The sequence below is a fragment of the Rhodococcus sp. KBS0724 genome, from assembly GCF_005938745.2.
GTDB lineage: Bacteria > Actinomycetota > Actinomycetes > Mycobacteriales > Mycobacteriaceae > Rhodococcus_F.
Genome location: NZ_VCBX02000001.1, coordinates 2,165,215 through 2,183,817, shown reverse-complemented (window position 1 = coordinate 2,183,817; position 18,603 = coordinate 2,165,215). Strand labels below are relative to the sequence as shown.

General features: G+C 62.5%; 17 protein-coding genes. 6 read left to right on the top strand and 11 right to left on the bottom strand.

Annotated elements, in window-relative coordinates:
• The first annotated feature begins 30 nt into the window (after positions 1-30).
• Entirely contained in the window at positions 31-2,610 is a 2,580-nt protein-coding gene (pepN, locus tag FFI94_RS10040; RefSeq protein WP_138872825.1) for an aminopeptidase N, read from the top strand.
• 71 nt (positions 2,611-2,681) lie between these two features.
• On the opposite strand, the gene FFI94_RS10035 is transcribed toward pepN, so the two are convergent.
• From FFI94_RS10035 to FFI94_RS10025, 3 genes are all read right to left on the bottom strand, one after another.
• Positions 2,682-3,161 carry a DUF5130 domain-containing protein gene (locus tag FFI94_RS10035; protein WP_138872824.1) on the bottom strand — a complete coding sequence of 160 codons (480 nt, stop codon included), beginning with the start codon at positions 3,159-3,161 and terminating at the stop codon, positions 2,682-2,684.
• Positions 3,148-3,411, bottom strand: coding sequence for a hypothetical protein (locus FFI94_RS10030; protein ID WP_033233164.1), 264 nt, complete (start codon positions 3,409-3,411; stop codon positions 3,148-3,150). The genes FFI94_RS10035 and FFI94_RS10030 overlap by 14 nt, the downstream gene beginning before the upstream one ends.
• A gap of 82 nt (positions 3,412-3,493) precedes the next feature.
• Entirely contained in the window at positions 3,494-4,183 is a 690-nt protein-coding gene (locus FFI94_RS10025; RefSeq protein ID WP_185993171.1) for an HNH endonuclease, read from the bottom strand.
• A gap of 161 nt (positions 4,184-4,344) precedes the next feature.
• Here FFI94_RS10025 and FFI94_RS10020 point away from each other — a divergent pair, with 161 nt between their 5' ends.
• Complete coding sequence (locus FFI94_RS10020; RefSeq protein WP_138872823.1) at positions 4,345-4,740, top strand: globin; 396 nt, start codon at positions 4,345-4,347, stop codon at positions 4,738-4,740.
• 4 nt (positions 4,741-4,744) lie between these two features.
• Here the strand turns inward: FFI94_RS10020 and FFI94_RS10015 are convergent, their stop codons facing one another.
• Entirely contained in the window at positions 4,745-5,164 is a 420-nt protein-coding gene (locus FFI94_RS10015) for a cupin domain-containing protein (RefSeq protein ID WP_138872822.1), read from the bottom strand.
• Positions 5,165-5,312: 148 nt separating this feature from the next.
• Here FFI94_RS10015 and FFI94_RS10010 point away from each other — a divergent pair, with 148 nt between their 5' ends.
• From FFI94_RS10010 to FFI94_RS34165, 3 genes are read left to right on the top strand one after another with little or no spacing between them, the layout of a single operon-like run.
• Positions 5,313-6,911: an alpha-amylase family glycosyl hydrolase gene (locus tag FFI94_RS10010; RefSeq protein ID WP_138872821.1), complete on the top strand. Its 1,599-nt coding sequence runs from the start codon at positions 5,313-5,315 to the stop codon at positions 6,909-6,911.
• Positions 6,899-7,453: a hypothetical protein gene (locus FFI94_RS10005; protein WP_260683981.1), complete on the top strand. Its 555-nt coding sequence runs from the start codon at positions 6,899-6,901 to the stop codon at positions 7,451-7,453. Before FFI94_RS10010 ends, FFI94_RS10005 begins: the two co-directional genes overlap by 13 nt.
• Positions 7,405-7,593 (top strand): EamA family transporter, encoded by a 189-nt coding sequence (locus tag FFI94_RS34165; protein WP_260683980.1) that lies wholly within the window; start codon positions 7,405-7,407, stop codon positions 7,591-7,593. The genes FFI94_RS10005 and FFI94_RS34165 overlap by 49 nt, the downstream gene beginning before the upstream one ends.
• On the opposite strand, the gene FFI94_RS10000 is transcribed toward FFI94_RS34165, so the two are convergent.
• The 6 genes from FFI94_RS10000 to FFI94_RS09975 all read right to left on the bottom strand — a co-directional run bounded on the left by FFI94_RS10000 (position 7,590) and on the right by FFI94_RS09975 (position 17,558).
• Positions 7,590-8,240, bottom strand: coding sequence for a hypothetical protein (locus FFI94_RS10000; protein ID WP_138872820.1), 651 nt, complete (start codon positions 8,238-8,240; stop codon positions 7,590-7,592). The two genes, FFI94_RS34165 and FFI94_RS10000, sit on opposite strands and share 4 nt — an antisense overlap.
• A complete protein-coding gene (locus FFI94_RS09995; RefSeq protein ID WP_260683978.1) occupies positions 8,233-8,652 on the bottom strand; it encodes a thioesterase family protein in 420 nt (139 codons plus the stop codon). Before FFI94_RS09995 ends, FFI94_RS10000 begins: the two co-directional genes overlap by 8 nt.
• Complete coding sequence (locus tag FFI94_RS09990) at positions 8,649-13,496, bottom strand: NAD-glutamate dehydrogenase (RefSeq protein ID WP_138872819.1); 4,848 nt, start codon at positions 13,494-13,496, stop codon at positions 8,649-8,651. The genes FFI94_RS09995 and FFI94_RS09990 overlap by 4 nt, the downstream gene beginning before the upstream one ends.
• 84 nt (positions 13,497-13,580) lie before the next feature.
• The gene (locus FFI94_RS09985; protein WP_138872818.1) at positions 13,581-13,991 is read right to left on the bottom strand and encodes a thioesterase family protein; all 411 of its coding nucleotides are present in this window, start codon (positions 13,989-13,991) and stop codon (positions 13,581-13,583) included.
• A 3-nt stretch (positions 13,992-13,994) separates the two neighbouring features.
• Positions 13,995-15,674, bottom strand: coding sequence for an energy-dependent translational throttle protein EttA (gene ettA, locus FFI94_RS09980; RefSeq protein WP_138872817.1), 1,680 nt, complete (start codon positions 15,672-15,674; stop codon positions 13,995-13,997).
• A 51-nt stretch (positions 15,675-15,725) separates the two neighbouring features.
• The gene (locus FFI94_RS09975) at positions 15,726-17,558 is read right to left on the bottom strand and encodes an ABC transporter ATP-binding protein (RefSeq protein ID WP_185993170.1); all 1,833 of its coding nucleotides are present in this window, start codon (positions 17,556-17,558) and stop codon (positions 15,726-15,728) included.
• A gap of 90 nt (positions 17,559-17,648) precedes the next feature.
• Between FFI94_RS09975 and FFI94_RS09970 the strand changes: the two genes are divergently transcribed.
• Positions 17,649-18,110 carry a MarR family winged helix-turn-helix transcriptional regulator gene (locus tag FFI94_RS09970; RefSeq protein ID WP_138872816.1) on the top strand — a complete coding sequence of 154 codons (462 nt, stop codon included), beginning with the start codon at positions 17,649-17,651 and terminating at the stop codon, positions 18,108-18,110.
• A gap of 1 nt (position 18,111) precedes the next feature.
• Here FFI94_RS09970 and FFI94_RS09965 read toward each other — a convergent pair whose 3' ends face one another.
• On the bottom strand, positions 18,112-18,525 hold the full coding sequence (locus tag FFI94_RS09965; RefSeq protein WP_138872815.1) for a single-stranded DNA-binding protein: 414 nt from the start codon (positions 18,523-18,525) through the stop codon (positions 18,112-18,114).
• Positions 18,526-18,603: the final 78 nt, after the last annotated feature.

Genomic DNA, 18,603 nt, shown 5'->3' with positions numbered 1-18,603 from the left:
AAGATCCACACCATCAACGAGGAGATCTTCGTGGCCGCACCGAACCTGACACGCGAGACGGCAGCAGAACGGTCAGCGCTGCTGACCGTCGACAACTACCTGATCGAACTCGATCTCACTGACGGCAACGATGCCCCTGGTGAGGAGACGTTCCTCTCCAAGACCACCGTGACCTTTTCGGCCACTGCAGGCTCGAGCAGTTTCATCGACATCATCGCTGCCCGAGTTCATTCCGCGGTGCTCAACGGCACTCCGATCGATATCTCCGACTACGACGAGGCCACCGGAATTGCCTTGTCGGACCTCGCCGCGAGCAACGAACTGGTCGTCGAGGCCGACTGCGACTACTCGCACACCGGAGAGGGTCTGCACCGCTTCGTCGACCCGACGGACAGTGCTGTCTACCTGTACTCGCAGTTCGAGACCGCCGACGCCAAGCGCATGTTCGCGTGTTTCGATCAGCCGGATCTCAAGGCCACGTTCGATGTCCGCGTCACCGCGCCGACCTCGTGGAAAGTCATCTCCAATTCCGCCGTCGTGGCGACTCTCGCCGCCGATCCCGGCAAGCACATCTTCCGCACCACACCGAAGATGAGCACGTATCTCGTTGCGCTCATCGCCGGACCGTACGCGGAGTGGACCGACAACTACTCCGACGAGCACGGCAACATTCCCCTCGGAATCTTCTGCCGCGCTTCGCTTGCCGAGTTCATGGACGAAGAGCGCCTGTTCACGGAAACCAAGCAGGGCTTCGATTTCTACCACCGAAACTTCGGTGTGCCGTACGCCTTCGGGAAGTACGACCAGTTGTTCGTCCCGGAGTTCAACGCCGGCGCCATGGAGAACGCCGGAGCGGTCACCTTCCTCGAGGACTACGTCTTCCGGTCCAAGGTCACTCGCTACTCGTACGAGCGTCGTTCCGAAACCGTGCTTCACGAAATGGCCCACATGTGGTTCGGCGACCTCGTCACCATGACGTGGTGGGACGACCTGTGGCTCAACGAATCCTTTGCGACGTTCGCGTCCGTGCTCTGCCAGACCGAGGCCACCGAGTACAAGAATGCCTGGACAACCTTTGCCAACGTCGAGAAGTCGTGGGCATACCGTCAGGACCAGTTGCCGTCCACCCACCCCATCGCCGCCGACATCCCGGACTTGGCTGCAGTCGAGGTCAACTTCGACGGCATCACGTATGCCAAGGGTGCCAGCGTTCTCAAGCAACTGGTGGCGTACGTCGGCCTCGACCCCTTCCTCGCGGGACTGCGGGAGTACTTCCGCGAGCATGCATTTGGCAACGCCACCTTCGACGACCTGCTCGGTGCTCTCGAAAAGTCCTCCGGCCGCGACCTCTCCGACTGGGGAACGCAGTGGCTCAAGACCACTGGGCTCAACATTCTGCGCCCGGACTTCGACGTCGACGCAGACGGTAAGTTCACCCGATTTGCTGTGTTGCAGGACGGCGCGGCCCCCGGCGCCGGTGAGCGCCGAGTGCATCGCATCGCGATCGGCGTCTACGACGATGTCGACGGCAAGCTCGTGCGGAGCCGACGTGTCGAACTCGATCTCGATGCCGCCGACACCACTGATGTCCCCGAACTTCTCGGAGTTCATCGCGGTCAATTGGTTCTCGTCAACGACGACGACCTCACGTACTGCTCGGTGCGGCTCGATCCGCAGTCCCTCGCAACGGCGATCGACCGCGTCGGCGATATCGCCGAAGCACTTCCCCGCACTCTGGTCTGGTCCGCGGCGTGGGAGATGACCCGTCAGGCCGAACTCAAGGCCCGTGATTTTGTCGCGCTGGTTCAGCGCGGCATCAGCGCCGAGACCGAGGTCGGGGTGGTTCAACGTCTCCTGCTCCAAGCCCAGACCGCCATCGGAAACTACGCAGATCCGGTCTGGGCCGCAGCCGAAGGCTGGGCCGACTTCGCCAACCGGCTCCTCGAACTTGCCCGCGAAGCCGAGGCAGGTTCCGATCACCAACTCGCATTTGTCAACGCGCTCACCGGAGTTGCGCTCTCCCCGTGGCACACGGAAGTCCTGAGCGAATTGCTCGACGCAGATCCCGCGACCGTCGGCCTCGACGGCTTGGTTGTCGACACCGATCTGCGCTGGCGCATTGTCGGCGCTCTCGCCGCGGCCGGCGAAGTGGATGCCGAAGGCCTCGAGACGCCGTTCATCGACTCCGAGGCCGAGCGCGACCCGACTGCTGCCGGCGCCAGGCAGGCCGCAGCCGCAGCTGCCGGTCGACCACAAGCTGCGGTGAAGGAGCAGGTGTGGGCCAAGGTGGTCGGTGACGATTCGGTACCCAACATCACGGCGCGGTCCATCATCGGCGGTTTTGCCCGAGAAGGACAAGACGATCTTCTCGAACCGTTCGTCTCGCGCTACTTCGACGACATCGCCGCCGTATGGGAGCGCCGCTCGAGTGAGGTGGCGCAGACCGTCGTCGTCGGTCTGTACCCGTCGTGGTCGGTCAGTGAAGAATCCGTCGCAGCGGCTGATCGTTTCCTCGAAGGAGACATTCCTCCCGCACTACGCCGTCTGGTCGTGGAAGGTCAGGCCGGTGTAGTCCGATCGCTCGCCGCCCGTAAGTTCGACGCCAGCTGATGCAGAAAGACCGGTGCCCGCCTCGATGTTCTCGAGGCGGGCACCGGTCTCAGTGCAGGGACTACGAAAAACTACGGCGCAGAGATTGCTGCTGCCATGACACGGATTCCGCTGATCAGTCCGTCGATCAGGTTTCCTTCGCTGATGGAGCTCACCGCTGCGGTGGCACCGAGCTGCGCAATGCGGTCGGTGACCCGATCGGCAACGACGCGGCCACTGCGGACCTCGACGACGCGCTGGTTGGGAGATACGGCGATGAGAACCGAACGCTCCGCCTCGGGTGTGGTCGGGAACAGTGCGTCGGCACCGGCCGTCGGATCTGCGCCCAGGTCGCCGACGTACACGTTGAAACGCACCTTGGTAGCACGCGTCGCCTCGGTCAGCGCGACGTCGAGGGCCACCAGGTCCTTGGTCGTGAACGGAAGATCGTCCGTGAACGGCTCCCCCACACGATGCACGGCAGAGATACGGCCACTAGCCGTGATGACGCTGCCCATAGGCAGGTTTTCGGGCGCTACTGCGACCGCTGTCGAATGATCACCACTTGCCACTTGCGGTTCCTCCAATCAGATCAGCCGAGCCGGCTTCGATCGCGTGTGCGCTGCCGTGGTGACCGCCGCGAACGGTCACTTCGTCGACAGCACTCCACAGGATGGGAGCGTGATCCCACGACTCACCCAGATGGAACGCCGGCGGAACCGGACCCGGCGTCTTCTTCCCGAGGAAGGACGCACCCGCGAAGAAGGCGGTGATCAGGGCCGGGATCCCAACGTATATCAGTACTACCTCGAGAATGCTCACACCAGATAACGTAGCCCAGAACGCCAGGAAGGACAGCGTCAGGGCCACAAATTATCGAGGCAATTGTTTCGGGCAGTTCGAGTCAGGCAGCACCGACACCGAGATACGGCACCCACGACGGGTGCAGTTCCTTGGTTGCGGCCAGCAATCGCCAGTGCGGACCTGACGGCGGAACCAATTCGGCACGCAGCGTCCACCCGAGTTCGCTGAGCATCTTGTCGGCTTTGCGGTGGTTGCACGGGGCGCAGCATGCCACGCAGTTCTCCCATGAATGCCCGCCGCCGCGACTGCGCGGTACAACATGGTCGATGGTCTCGGCTTTAGCGCCGCAATACGCACATCGGAAATGGTCACGATGCATCAGTGCGGCGCGGGTCATGGGGATGCGCGCACGATACGGGACGCGCACATAGGTTCGTAGGCGAATGACCGATGGCACCTGCACCGACCAGTCAGCAGAGTGGACAATCGGTCCGAACTCGTCTTCGTGAACCGTGTCGGCTTTACCGCAGGCCATCAAGACCACAGCCCGTCGGGCGGGCAGGGCCGTCAGCGGTTCGTACGTGACGTTGAGTAGTAGCACTCGGCGTTTGATCCACTCGGGGACCACGTGATCCGTGGCGAAGTCGGCGGTGTGACCGAATCCGTCAGGAACAACTTCCAGAACAGCCCCTGACGCGTGGTCGTGCCGCGCATCTGCGCGAGCGATGGCACCACGGCCGCCAGCGGGCTGGAGTTGTCGGTGATTTCGTGCAGCGTGTCGGTTCTTCATCAGACCTCCGGGAGACTGCCCCCAAGTTGACCACGGATATTCCGGTTACGCACTCCCATTTCGCACAAAATTGCTCGGATTGCCGGTGAATTTCGGGTGAACAGACCTCCAGCAGACCCGGAAACCGACCACGCCCGCCATCAGGCACAATGGAACACGCCATGAATGACGTACAGCAAACCTTCTACGACGCCGTCGGCGGAGCCGAGACGTTCCACAAGCTCACCGCGCGGTTCTACGAGGAAGTCGCGAAGGACGAGGTTGTTCGCCCGCTGTATCCGGAAGAGGACCTCGGTCCCGCGGAGCGCCGCATGCGGATGTTCCTCGAGCAGTACTGGGGCGGCCCGCACACCTACTCCGACGAGCGTGGACACCCTCGTTTGCGGATGCGGCACAATCCCTTCGTGATCGGCCCGATCCAACGTGACGCATGGCTACGCTGCATGCACACGGCGATCGCGTCCATCGACGAGAAGACCCTGGACGCCGCGCATCGCCAACAGTTGATCGATTACATGGAGATGGCCGCAGCGTCCATGGTCAATTCCGCCATCTGAACCGCTAGCGCCTGACCATTCGTCCGAGCTTGCGCACAGCCCGAACACCGAACGACACGCTCGGGTGCAGGGGCACACTCAGAATCGCGTGTTTGCGGACGTAATCCTCGACATGCCATTCCGACCAACTGCCGGCGCGGAAGAGCGCGGCGTCGCCGACCCGCAACGTGCGCTTCGCGACCCCCTCCGACTCGACCGTCACCGAGCCTTCCAGGATCTGAACGATCTCGTCGACGCTGAAGTACCACCGGAACCGCCCCTTGGTGCAGTCCCACACGTGCGTTGTCGTGGTGCCGTCCTTGCTGGCAGACCACTGCGCGGCACGCGCGACCGGTTTCCCGGAAATGATCCAGTCCGCGTTGATCGGATCGTCGTTCAACGGAAGTTGGTCCAAACTCACTGCTTCGATTGCCGACAAGCTCATGATTTTCCCCCCTAGAGAAACCAGTAACACAAAGATTGCCGACGGCAGTGTCTTCGCCCCTGGAAAGTACACCAAGGTGAGGTAAAGAACCACCAAACAGTCGTGTCCAAGTCGTGCGAGTGCTCGAGGTTTGGCACTATGAGAACTTGTGAGTAGCCCCGCGGATTCGACCGTTACCAACCCGTCCACTCCGTCTTGGTGGAACGAGGCGGTTTTCTACCAGATCTATCCGCGATCTTTTGCCGATTCCAACGGCGACGGCATCGGTGACCTCGGCGGAATCGAAGACAAACTCGGATACCTGGAACTGCTGGGCGTCGACGCCCTCTGGTTGAGTCCGGTCATGCGGTCGCCGATGGCCGATCACGGGTACGACGTCTCCGACCCGCGTGACATCGATCCCCTGTTCGGCGACATCGCCGCGATGGATTCACTGATCAGCGCGGCACATGAGCGCGATATCAAGATCACGATGGACCTGGTCCCCAACCACACCAGCGACCAGCACGAATGGTTCCAAGCCGCGCTCGATTCCGCGCCAGGTTCCCCCGAACGATCCCGGTACATTTTCCGCGACGGCAAGGGTGAGAACGGCACCGAGCCGCCCAACAACTGGCCCAGCATCTTCGGGGGCCCGGCCTGGACCCGCATCACGGACGCCGACGGAAAACCCGAGCAGTGGTACCTCCACATCTTCGCGAAGGAACAGCCGGATCTGAACTGGGACAACCCCGAGGTTTTCGAGGATCTGGCCAAGACGCTGCGCTTCTGGCTCAGCCGGGGTATCGACGGATTTCGGATCGATGTCGCCCACGGAATGGCCAAGCCCGAGGGTTTGCCCGACCATGACTGGGACCTCAACGAGCTCATGCGCAACGACGACGACGACCCGAGGTTCAACAATCCGGAGGTCCACGAGATCCACCGCGGAATCCGCAAGGTCATGAACGAATTCCCCGAGGCGATGACCGTCGGCGAGATCTGGGTCCGCGACAACGAGCGCTTCGGCGAGTACATCCGCCCGGACGAGCTTCACCTCGGATTCAACTTCCGCTTGGCCGAAACCGAGTTCGCGGCGGAATCCGTGCGCGCAGCGGTCGAGAACTCCCTCGCTGCAGTGGCCGAGGTCGGCGGTGTCCCCACCTGGACGCTGTCCAATCACGACGTCGAACGTGAAGTCACCCGATACGGCGGCGGCGAGATCGGAACTGCGCGCGCCCGCGCGATGGCACTGGTCGAGCTTGCACTTCCCGGCGCCGCCTTCATCTACAACGGCGCCGAACTCGGCTTGCCCAACGTCGAGCTGCCGGACGACGCCCTGCAGGATCCGGTGTGGGAACGTTCCGGCCATGCCGAGCGCGGCCGCGACGGATGCCGAGTGCCGTTGCCGTGGGAGGGCACCACTCCGCCCTTCGGCTTCACGACTGCAGCGAGCACGTGGTTGCCGATGCCGGCCGAGTGGTCGACTCTGACCGTCGAGGCCCAACTCGAGGACGTCGATTCGATGCTCTCGCTGTACCGCAGCGCCCTCGAATTGCGTTCGTCGCGGCCGGAGATCTCGGGTAGCGAAATCGACTGGTACGGGAGCCCTCCCGGGTGCCTGGCCTTTCGTCGACGGGGCGGCTTGATCTGTGCCCTCAACACATCCGATGTGCCGATTTCCCTACCCGCCGGCGACGTCATCCTCAGCAGCGCTCCCCTGGTCGACGGTCTGTTGCCTGTCAACACCGCTGCGTGGCTGATCTGAGCCAGATCCCCACACACCGGGGCTCGGTCCTGGCGGTTGTTGCGGCGGCTGTGCTGTTCGGAACCACGGGAACCGCCCAGGCCCTGGCGTCGGACAGTCTCGGATACGACCTCGATCCCCTGGCCGTCGGTTCCGCGCGAGTGGTTCTCGCGGCCGCCGGTGTCGCCGCAGGCACGATGATCGCACTGGGATCAGGTCCGGCGTTCACCGGCGTACTGCAGTACCTGGTGGACCGCCGTCGGCCTGGCCCACTGTGGTTCCTCTCCACAGTGGTCGCCGTCGCCGGTATGACGCTCATCGTCGCCGGCCAACCCGGCGACGATGCCTCGAACGTCCTCGCCGGTGCGGTTCCCGCACTCATTGCCGGACTGGGCTACGCGGTCTACACCGTTGCCGGCGCCCACATGATCACCGCGGGAGTATCCACGCAGGGTGCGATGGGCCAGATGTTCGGAATCGGCGGGATTCTTCTCCTGCCAATCCTGATCTGGCAGTGGCCAGGTGGGCTCGGCACCTCAGTCCGGCAACCGTTGCAACGCTGACCCTCCTCGAACCGGTAGTCGCAGCGGCCCTCGGCGCAGCAGTTCTTGGCGAGACCATCACCACCGTGGCACTGCTCGGCATGGCCACCGTGGTCGCAGCCCTCGCTCTCTTGACAGCGGACACACTGCGTAAACGCTAGCGAGCCACCATGAGTGGGATCGAGCCGCCGCGGTGGCGATAGATCGAACCGAAGCGCGCATCGAGGCGAATCCAGGACTTGCTTGCCCGAACCCGCACCAGTTCCGACTCGTCGATGCGGTTCACGTCGACGAATCCCATTGCGGTCAGCGCAAATATCGCACGCATCGAGATCCCGGCCGTGATGGTCGGCCCGCTGACCTCGAGCACCTCCTGGTCGAGCAACGAGACGGGCGGACCTGAACTGCTGCCATGCTCCTGCGCCAAAGCGTTTCCGCGCTGTGCCAATTCGATCAGCACCTTCGCCGGAACATCGTCGAGATGCTCGAATCCCAGGGCTGGTGGCAGCGCTCCGCGCCACGCCGAATCCATCGAGAATCCCGGATCGATCAGCTCGCCGGACGCGTGGGACAGTGCAGCCAACAAGGCATCCCCCGCCGCCGAGGTGTCGTCCGGGTTGACGGTCCCCACGATGGTGCGCGTCGCCAGGGCATCGAACCCAGTTGCCGCCCAGACACTCACGTGATCTGGGCCGCGTCGACGCATCCTGATGACAGCCGATTCGTCCAGCCGCAACGCGTGCCCGATGAAGCCGGCCAAGTTCTTGCGCTCGGCGTCATCAGGCACGATCAGCATTCGCTCATGCACGCTGCCAACGCTCCAAGTACCCACGCTCGGGTTCGGTGAGCCGCCGCAGTCGTTGCGTGTCGATGTCGAAGGCAGCGATCTGCGTCGACGCCACGATGGCCGGCGCCACCGAGGGCCCCGCCGACTTCGGGCGCACCTCGTATCCGATCGTAAAGTCCACCGCTCGAATCTTATCCACCCACATCAACACGTCGAGCGGTGAATCGTCGTGCCGCAACTGCCCCCGATACCGCACATGCAGATCCGCGACAACCGCACCGTCACGCAACGACACCGTCGGGCATCCGTCGTGAAACAGCCACGGAATCCGAGCTTCCTCGAGCAGTGTCACCATGCGCGCATGGTTGACGTGTTGGAAGACGTCCATGTCGGACCATCGAACCGCCACGTCGGCATGAAATCCCTCGCTCAACGCCCTACCTCCGATCGGGTGCCCATGCTGCGCACCATGCTGCGAACCTGCCGCGCCGCTACCGAGAGCGTCGCCAGGTCAAGCGTCCCAGACTCGAAGATCTCACCGAGAGCGGCCCTCGCCCGGCTCAGCCTCGACGCGTTGGTCGCCTCCCATTCGTCGATCTTTTCCTGCGGCGATTCCCCCGGCTCTCCGCCGATGAGCACTTCCATCGTGAGTTGCCGCAACGAGCTGTACAGATCGTCACGCAGCGCCAGGCGAGCCAGCGAATGCCAGCGATCCCCACGCTCGAGTCCGGACACCGCCGTGAGCAACCAGTCGATTCCGAGGTGTGCATCGAGCGCGTAGTAGAGCTGCGCAACCTCCGCGATGTCGTGCTCGGCGATATCAGCGATGTCGGCGATGTCGAGGAGGCAGTACACGTCCAGGAGCCGGAAGACTTCGAGTGCCAGAGCTTCCGGCGCCCCGCGGTCGATGACTGATTGGGCTCGGGCAAGCAGATCCGTCAATTGATGTCCGGCAAGCAAATCGGGAACGAGAGGTGCGGTCGACCGGTAGGCCGCGGAATAGCGAGACACTTCTGCTCCCACCGCAATCGGTTGCGGACGGCTGGCGAGGAACCACCGTGAAGCACGGTCGAGGAGTCTGCACGATTCCACGATCAGATCGTTCTCGAGATCAGCCGCGAGTCCGGCCGAGCGGATCCGCCCCCACACGTCGTCGAGCGCAAACACCTCACGGACGGCTGCGTACGCGCGAATCGAATCCGTGCTGCTGGCGCCGGTTTCCTCCGCCAACCGGTACGCGTAGGTAATTCCACCGTTGTCGATGACCTCGTTGACCAGCATGGTCGCCACGATCTGTCGGCGCAGTGGATGGTCCTTGATCTGCGAGGCAAACCGATCGCGCACAGCGCCCGGGAAGTATCCGGGAATCTGCTGCGCAAAGTACTCGTTGTCCGGCAGCTCCGTGGCGAGCAGATCGTCCTTGAGCGCGAGCTTCACATGCGCGGTGAGAGTCGCCAATTCCGGTGATGTCAAACCGGTTCCGATGGCCAGGCGCCGATCGATCTCCTTGTTGGACGGCAGCGCCTCGAGTGCGCGATCGAGTCCGCGGGCGGTGCTCAGTTCGCTGATCTGCCGCCGGTGGACGCCCAGCATTTGCGGCGCCGTGACCCGCGCAATTCCCAACAACGCATTCTGGGCAATGTTGTCTGCCAGAACGAGGCGGGCAACGTCGTCGGTCATCAAGGCCAACAACGGGTTCCGCTCTTCTGCGGGGAGCGCTCCCGACCGAACCAACGTGTCGAGCAGAATCTTGATATTGACCTCGTGGTCGGAGCAGTCCACACCGGCCGAGTTGTCGATCGCGTCGGTGTTGATGTGTCCGCCGTTGGCACTGAACTCGATACGACCCAACGCTGTCACACCGAGATTGCCACCCTCGCCGACCACCTTGACCCGAAGGTCTGCTCCGTCGACACGAACCGCGTCGTTGCTCTTGTCGCCGACTTGCGCATTGGTCTCAGCGGACGCCTTGATATAGGTTCCGATGCCGCCGTTCCACAGCAGATCCACCGGCGCGGACAGGATCGCGCGCATCAATTTGGGCGGCGAGAGTTTGGTGACGCCCTCCTCCAATCCCAGAGCAACACGCACACTTTCGGCGATCGGGACGGACTTGACGGTACGGTCCCACACTCCACCGCCGTCGCTGATCAGGCTCACGTCGTAGTCCGCCCACGACGATCGCGGAAGCTCGAACAGCCGGCCACGCTCGACAAACGATCGCTGGGCATCCGGATTGGGGTCGAGGAAGATGTGCCGATGGTCGAATGCTCCGACCAGCCGGATGTGACGGCTCAGCAACATGCCGTTGCCGAAAACGTCGCCGCTCATGTCGCCGACACCGACTACGGTGAAGTCCTCGGACTGCGTGTCGACACCGATTTCCCGGAAATGCCGCTTGACGCTTTCCCATGCGCCGCGGGCGGTGATCCCCATTCCCTTGTGGTCGTATCCCACCGAACCACCCGAGGCAAATGCGTCACCGAGCCAGAAGTTGTACTGCGCGGCAACGGAGTTCGCCAAATCTGAGAACGATGCCGTTCCCTTGTCCGCGGCGACGACGAGGTACCGGTCCTCGTCGTCGAGCCGCACGACCCGATCCGGCGTCACGACTTCCCCGGTCTCGGGATGAACATTGTCGGTGATGTCGAGCAGACCCGAGATGAAAGTCCGGTAGCACGCCTTGCCTGATTCGAGTGTGGCACTGCGATCGGTTGCCGGATCTCCGGTCGGGACCGGCGGGTTCTTCACGACAAATCCGCCCTTGGCACCGACAGGGACGATGACCGCGTTCTTGACCGCCTGCGCCTTCACGAGACCAAGTACTTCGGTACGGAAATCCTCCCGACGGTCCGACCACCGCAGACCACCACGGGCCACCGCTCCGAACCGCAAGTGCACTCCCTCGACCTCCGGTGAGTACACGAAGATCTCGAAAGCCGGCCGGGGTTTGGGCAATTCACTGATCCGCGAGGGATCAAGTTTGATCGACAGATACTGGCGCGAGCGCCCATCCGCATCCACGACGTAGAAGTTGGTCCGCAACGTCGCCTTCACCAGCGAGAACATTCCCCGCAGGATGCGGTCGGCGTCGAGGCTGAGAACTTCGTCGATCGAGGCGCGCAGTTGCACCTCCAATTCGTCGATACGTTCCCCGCCAATCGAGTTCGGATCGAACTTCGCCTCGAAAAGTTCTACGAGTGCCGCGGCGGTCCGCGGATGCGACAGCGCGATTCCCTCGATGTGAAACTGACTGTACGGAAAAGTGGCCTGCCGCAAGTATTTTGCGTAAGCCCGCAGGATGACTGCCTGTCGCCACGTCAGTCCGGCCCGCAGTACCAGTTCGTTGAACCGGTCGGCCTCGGCGCGGCCGAACCACACGGCACCGAACGCCGCGGTGAATCGCTTCTGCACTTCGGTCAGAGCAACCGTACTGGTTTCGAGTGGCACTTGGGCGTCGAGATTCGACTGCACGGATGCCCGTAGTTCCGCCGGCACCGACAACCCGAAATCGTAGATCCAGCACTTCACTCCGTCGAGTCGCTGCACGACATGTGGCCGTTCGTCGAGCACCTCGACGCCGAGCGACTGCAGTACCGGGAGAACCTGGCTCAGCGAAATGCCGTCGCCGCCGACAAACAGAGTGAACCGCCATTGACCGGGTTCGGAATCCTCACCGCGGTAGAGCAACACGTCGATCGACCCAGGGGCCAACGCTTCGAGCCGAGAGATGTCGGACAGTGCGCGGGAGGGCTCGAAGTCCTCCTTGTAGCCGTCGGGAAGGACCCGGATGTACCGCTGTACCAGTTCGAGATCGAGGTCGGACCGCTCACGCACGAGATCGGTGATGCGGTCGTCCCAGCTGCGGCTGACCTCGGTCAGCAATGCCTGTACCCGTTCACGGTTTTCCTCGGACACGTCGAGCCGAATCGGCTCGTTGCCCGGCGCACGCCGGATTGTCACGTGCAGCAGCGCGAGGTCGTTTTCACTCACCCTGGCTGTGTAATCCACTGTGCCCGGACCGAATTCACACCAGAGCGTGTGTTGCATCGCCAACCGGACACGCGTGGTGTAGCGGTCTCGTGGCAGGTACACCAGGCAGGAGACGAACCGACCGAACGTGTCTTCGCGAACGAACAACCGCACCTGGCGACGCAGGCCGATGCTGTGCACCGCGTGGACGGTCTCGAACAGCGTCTCGGTGTCGCTGGAGAACAGTTCCGTGCGGGGGAAGGACTGAATGACCTCGAGCATCGCCTGGCCGGAATACGAATCGAGGTCGACGCCGGCTCGCCGGATAACTTCGCGCACGCGGCGTTCGATCAGCGGAATGGCAAGGACGTTCTCGTGCAGCGCAACCACGGTGAAGACGCCGAGGAACCTGTGCTCCCCCACGATGTTTCCGTCGTCGTCGAGTATCGATACCCCGACGAAGTACGGGTACACGGCGCGGTGGACGGTAGCGGGGAACGACCCCTGCGTCAGGACGAGCAGTGGACGGTCCGGGAGATCGGCAACCGGCGGCAAACTCATCGGACCGTCCGTGACCGCGTCGGATCGCAGCACGCCGAGCCCGCTCCCGTCCACCGTGCGTGACCCGTCCTCGGTGCCGACAAACCGCCGATAGCCGAGCACCGCATAGTTACCGGCAGCCATCCACCGCAGCAGGCCGGCGGTGTCGGAGAACTCTTCCGACGAGACGCGGCCGGAGGCGGAGGCCGCCGAAATCTCGAGTTCGTCCGCGATACTCAGTTGCAGTGCAGTCATGGACGGGGTGTCGTCGGCGACCACTCGGACGTCGGCCAACACCTTGCCCAGGTGCTCTTCGATGGCGTCGAGTTCGAAGTCCTGCGCTCCCGCGTCCAACTGCACGTGCATCCAGGATTCCTGGATACCCGTGTTTCCCAAAGACTTCAGATTTCCCGAATTGTCTCGATCAGCGCGAATGATCGGATGGGCGTACTGACTGATACCCACACCCAACCTGTTGAGCAACGCGGTAATGGATTCGACCAGCAGCGACATATCGTCGTTGACGATCTGGATTGCTGCACCCAACTTCGCCGGATCCCAGGGACGATAGACCCGCCACACCGCCGTGCCCGGCACCCGAGTGCGCCCGAGCTCGAGATGCGCTTTCAATACGCGATCGGATCGGCCGTCGATCACATCGCCGCTGTCACCCTCGTCGATATGTGTGAAAAAAGCCTCGCGAAGGCGCGTGAGTAACGTCGCTTCGTCGAGGCTTTCGGAACTGCGTGGTGCTCGGTCCGTCATTCCTTGCTCACATCCTGTGGGTTCTGATCACCGCGGCCAATCTCATGCTCGAGACTAGCCGCGGTGACCGCAACCTAGGGTGAACTACGCCGGAACAAGCGCTGCTTCCAGTACCAAACGCTCGCTGTCGGCGAGGGGTCTGGACTTTTCGGTCACCTGGTCGAATCCGACCATCAAGGCGTCACCGGATGCGCACTCCGCACCCGTGTTGTCGCGGACGACGTGACGGACCGTGAACGAGGAAGTTCCGACATGAGTCGTGAAGATCTCGACGTTCAACGGACCTGAATGATCGGTGACCGGCTTGAGGAAATCGATGGACATCTTTCGGACAACGACGTATCCCGGACGGCCACCATGGGCGGCAAGCTTCGACGTCAGGAACTGGATGCGAGCTTCCTGCATGTACTCCGCGTACCTGGTGTTGTTGACGTGCCCCAGCCGGTCGGAATCACCCCACCGAACCTGAACCTCACACGTGAATACGTCCGACACCGATCAGTCCCTCGTGAGCTTGCGGTGCGTGACGCGGTGCGGACGCGCGGCGTCGGGACCGAGGCGCTGGACCTTGTTCGCCTCGTAGCCTTCGAAGTTGCCCTCGTACCAGTACCACGCAGCTTCGTTGTCGCCGAAGCCACCTTCCCACGCGAGGATGTGGGTACACGTGCGGTCCAGGAACCAGCGATCGTGCGAGATCACGACGGCGCAGCCGGGGAATTCTTCGAGAGCGTTCTCCAGCGAACCGAGGGTTTCGACGTCGAGGTCGTTGGTGGGCTCATCGAGCAGGATCAAGTTGCCACCCTGCTTGAGCGTCATCGCCAGGTTGAGGCGGTTGCGCTCACCACCGGAAAGAACTCCGGCCGGCTTCTGCTGATCGTGACCCTTGAATCCGAACGAGCTGATGTACGCACGCGACGGGAATTCGGTCTGGCCGACCACGATGAAATCGAGTCCGTCGGACACGGTCTCCCAGACCGTCTTCTTCGGGTCGATGCCGGATCGGTTCTGGTCTACGTAGCTCAGCTTGACCGTCTGACCGATCTTGACCTCACCGGCGTCGGGCTCTTCGAGGCCGACGATGGTCTTGAACAGCGTCGTCTTACCGACACCGTTGGGGCCGATGACGCCGACGATGCCGTTACGCGGCAGAGTGAACGACAAGTCCTTGATCAGGACCCGGCCGTCGAAGCCCTTGTCGAGGTTCCTGACCTCGACGACGACGTCGCCCAGACGCGGCGGTGCCGGGATCTGGATCTCGTCGAAGTCGAGCTTGCGGGTCTTCTCGGCCTCGTTTGCCATTTCTTCGTAGCGATCGAGACGAGCCTTGTTCTTGGCCTGACGAGCCTTGGCGCCGGAACGAACCCAGGCGAGTTCGTCCTTGAGGCGCTTCTGCAGCTTCTGGTCCTTCTTGCCGGCAACCTCGAGGCGTGCGGCCTTCTGCTCCAGGTAGGTGGAGTAGTTGCCCTCGTACGGGTAGAGGCGTCCGCGGTCGACTTCACAGATCCACTGCGCCACGTGATCGAGGAAGTAACGATCGTGGGTGACGGCGAGGATAGCGCCGGGGTATGCAGCGAGGTGCTGCTCCAACCACAGAACCGACTCGGCGTCGAGGTGGTTGGTGGGCTCATCGAGGAGCAGGAGGTCGGGCTTGCTCAGCAGCAGCTTGCACAGTGCGACGCGACGCTTCTCACCACCGGAGAGGTGGGTGACCATGTCTTCCGGCGGCGGGCAACGAAGCGCATCCATTGCCTGCTCGAGCTGGGAATCGATCTCCCAGGCGTCAGCGTGGTCGAGCTTCTCCTGAAGCTCACCCATCTCTTCCATGAGCTCGTCGGAGTAATCCGTAGCCATGAGCTCGGCGATCTCGTTGTATCGCTTGAGCTGAACCATGGTCTCGCCGAGGCCTTCTTCGACGTTCTCGCGAACGGTCTTGGTCTCGTCGAGCTGCGGCTCCTGCATGAGGATGCCGACGGATGCGCCGGGGGCGAGGAAGGCCTCGCCGTTGCCCGGCTGATCCAGCCCGGCCATGATCTTGAGGATGCTGGACTTACCAGCGCCATTGGGTCCGACGACACCGATCTTCGCGCCGGGGTAAAAGCTCATCGTGACGTCATCGAGGATGACCTTGTCACCGTGCGCCTTGCGCACCTTCTTCATCGTGTAAATGAACTCAGCCATGACCGCCAGCCTATCGGTGTTTGTCGCATTACCCACATTGCGTCGGCGGGTTCACACGCTCTGCAGTTCGGTCGGCAGTTCCAGGGCTTCGCTGGACGAAGCTGCCAGAAGCTGCGCGTACCGTCCGCCTTGTTGCACCAGTTCGTCGTGCGTGCCCTTCTCCACCACAACACCCTGATCCAGAACAGCTATCAGATCCGCGTCGCGGACCGTGGAAAGCCTGTGCGCGACAACCAATGTGGTGCGTCCGACCATCAGTTCGTCGAGTGCGTCCTGCAGCGCACGCTCGGTGCGGTTGTCCAGCGCACTCGTCGCTTCGTCGAGTACCAGGATCGGCGGATTCCGCAGCACGGTCCGCGCTATGGCGATGCGTTGCTTCTCACCACCGGAGAATCGGTAACCACGCTCACCGACCATGGTGTCGTAACCGTCATCCAGACCGGAGATGAACTCGTGAATCTGGGCGATCCGTGCAGCTTGCTCGATTTCGTCGTCGGTTGCATCCGGCTTTGCGAACCGCAGATTCTCGCGGATCGTCGTGTGGAACAGATATGTCTCCTGCGATACGACGCCGACCAGATCCGACACGGTCGACAGATCGAGGTCACGCAGATCGATACCGTCGATCGTCACGGACCCGGCCGTCGGGTCGTACAGACGTGCTGCCAGGTATCCGAGAGTGGTCTTGCCGGAACCGGTGGAACCGACAAGTGCCAAGGTTCCGCCGGCCGGGACCGTCAGATCGATGTTGTCGAGAGTCTTGCTTTCGGTTCCCGGGTACGAGAAGTCGACGTGATCGAATCGCAGTTCTCCCGACACTGCCGACACGTCGAACTCCTTCGACTCTTCCGGATCCGCGATGTCGATCGGCAGATCCAGGTACTCGAACACGCGACTGAACAGTGCCATGGAACTCTGCACCTCGACGCCAGTGTTGAGCAGCATCATGGTGGGCCGGAACAACTGAGTCTGCAAAGTCGTGAACGCGACCAGTGTGCCGACGGTGATGGTGTTGCCGTGATCGAGAGTGAATCCGGCAAACCAGTAGACCAGTGCCGGCATGGCCGCAAATGTGATCGACATCGACGCCATGCGCCACTTACCGGCCATCATCGCGCGAAGTTCGACGTCGGCAACCTCAGCCGAGCGTTCGGCAAAGCGATCGGTCAGCGCGGACTTCGCGCCGGTTGTCTTTCCCAGCAGAATGCCGCTGACCGAGAGAGATTCCTCGACCTGAACGGACAGATCGCTGAGCAACTTCTGGCGCTTGCCGGAGATCTTGCGACGCTCGTTACCGATCTTGCGGGCGATACGGATGAAGACCGGCAGGATCGCGAGCGAGAAGATCGCCAGTCGCCAGTCGAGCAGGAAGAGCGCAACGATCGTGGCTGCGACAGTGGTCGCGTTCTGCGCAATCGATGTGGCGGTGTTGGTGACAACCGATTGCATACCGCCGATGTCGTTGGCGATACGCGACTGCACCTCGCCGGTCCTGGTTCGGGCGAAGAAGCCAAGCGACTGATTCTGCAGGTGCGTGTACACCCGGACACGCAGTTGGTGCATCAGTTTCTGGCCGATGCTGTTGGACATCCATGTCTGCACAACACCGAGGCAACTGGTGATCACGGCAATTGCGATCATGCCGATCGCAAGGATGCTGACCAGTCCGAGGTCCTTGTCCGGGATGGCCTTGTCGAGCATTTCGCGCAGGAGCAGTGGGCTGCCCAAGGCTACGACGGCGCTGAGCGTGATGACCGCGGTGACGATGGCGATCTGCGACCGATACGGCGTGAACAGCTCGAGGACGCGTCGCGGTGATACGGGGTCCGCCGGAGTGGTCTCGACAGCGGAATTTTCGAAATCTCTGATGTGATCTGGTTTCACGTTTACCTCCTGGAGGCTTTCTCACCCTAATTTCATATTGATGAGGTTACCTCACTATGAGGCTGACACCAACAACGCTAGACTGGCGCCATGCATTCCCGAGAGCGCGAACTCACCGATGTCGTGTTGTCCGTGGCGCGAACCATTCGACGACGCCAGGTCGCGGCCCTCGAGCCATTCGGTCTCTCCCCGTCACAGAGTCGCGCTCTGAGAGTGCTCACCCGAGTAGGCGAACCGGTCCGATTGGGCTTTCTCGCGGAAAAGCTGCGCATCGTTCCCCGCTCCGCAACAGATGTCGTGGATTCCCTCGAATCCGCAGGATGGGTCAAGCGCACTCCTGACCCCAACGACCGACGAGCAGTGCTCCTCGAACTCACCGATGCCGGCTCCGCCCTCGCAGCCGAGGTCGCGCAGGCCCAACGCCGAGAATCCTCGGACATCTTCGACGACCTCGACGAATCCGAACGAGTGGTTCTCACCGAACTGCTCGAACGAGTAGACGCGGGGCACGACCACGGCCGCCCCCGCGACTGCCCGAAAACTCGCGTCTGACCTACGCCGCCACAGTCGCGTCGGATTCGCCTGACTCCTCCGCCGACGAGGTCTTGCTGTGGCGCTCGATCTTTGCGATACACCGGGCAAGGTCGGGTCCCACCGCGGTAGCCCTCATCTCCAGGTCGGAGCGAGCGATGCCCTCCTTCGTGGTGTACTCGTTAGTGCGCAACTCCCCCGTCGCCATCACCGGATCGCCCTTCATGATGGATGCTCCGACGCCGGTGACCAGCCGTCGCCAACACGTGACACTCAGATAGAGCGTGGCGCCGTCGGTCCATTCCCCGGTTACCGGATCTTTACGTCGCGCATTGCTGGCCATCCGAAAGCTCAGCACCTCTTCACCATTGGTGGTCTGCCGCTTCACCGGATTGGTGATGACGGTGCCGACAACGGTTGCAGATGTCTCGTACATATTCCGATCCCCCCTCTAAAACTGTTCAGCCACACACCGATCGATCATCGGTACCTGATGATTCTGAACCGAAAAACG

Bases quoted from the DNA above. Each gene is read 5' to 3' on its own strand.
- FFI94_RS09990 (WP_138872819.1), bottom strand. From the start codon at position 13,496: ATGACGGACCGAGCACCACGCAGTTCCGAAAGCCTCGACGAAGCGACG.
- FFI94_RS10025 (WP_185993171.1), bottom strand. From the start codon at position 4,183: ATGAAGAACCGACACGCTGCACGAAATCACCGACAACTCCAGCCCGCT.
- FFI94_RS10015 (WP_138872822.1), bottom strand. From the start codon at position 5,164: ATGAGCTTGTCGGCAATCGAAGCAGTGAGTTTGGACCAACTTCCGTTG.
- FFI94_RS09965 (WP_138872815.1), bottom strand. From the start codon at position 18,525: ATGTACGAGACATCTGCAACCGTTGTCGGCACCGTCATCACCAATCCG.
- ettA (WP_138872817.1), bottom strand. From the start codon at position 15,674: ATGGCTGAGTTCATTTACACGATGAAGAAGGTGCGCAAGGCGCACGGT.
- FFI94_RS10020 (WP_138872823.1), top strand. From the start codon at position 4,345: ATGAATGACGTACAGCAAACCTTCTACGACGCCGTCGGCGGAGCCGAG.
- FFI94_RS09970 (WP_138872816.1), top strand. From the start codon at position 17,649: ATGCATTCCCGAGAGCGCGAACTCACCGATGTCGTGTTGTCCGTGGCG.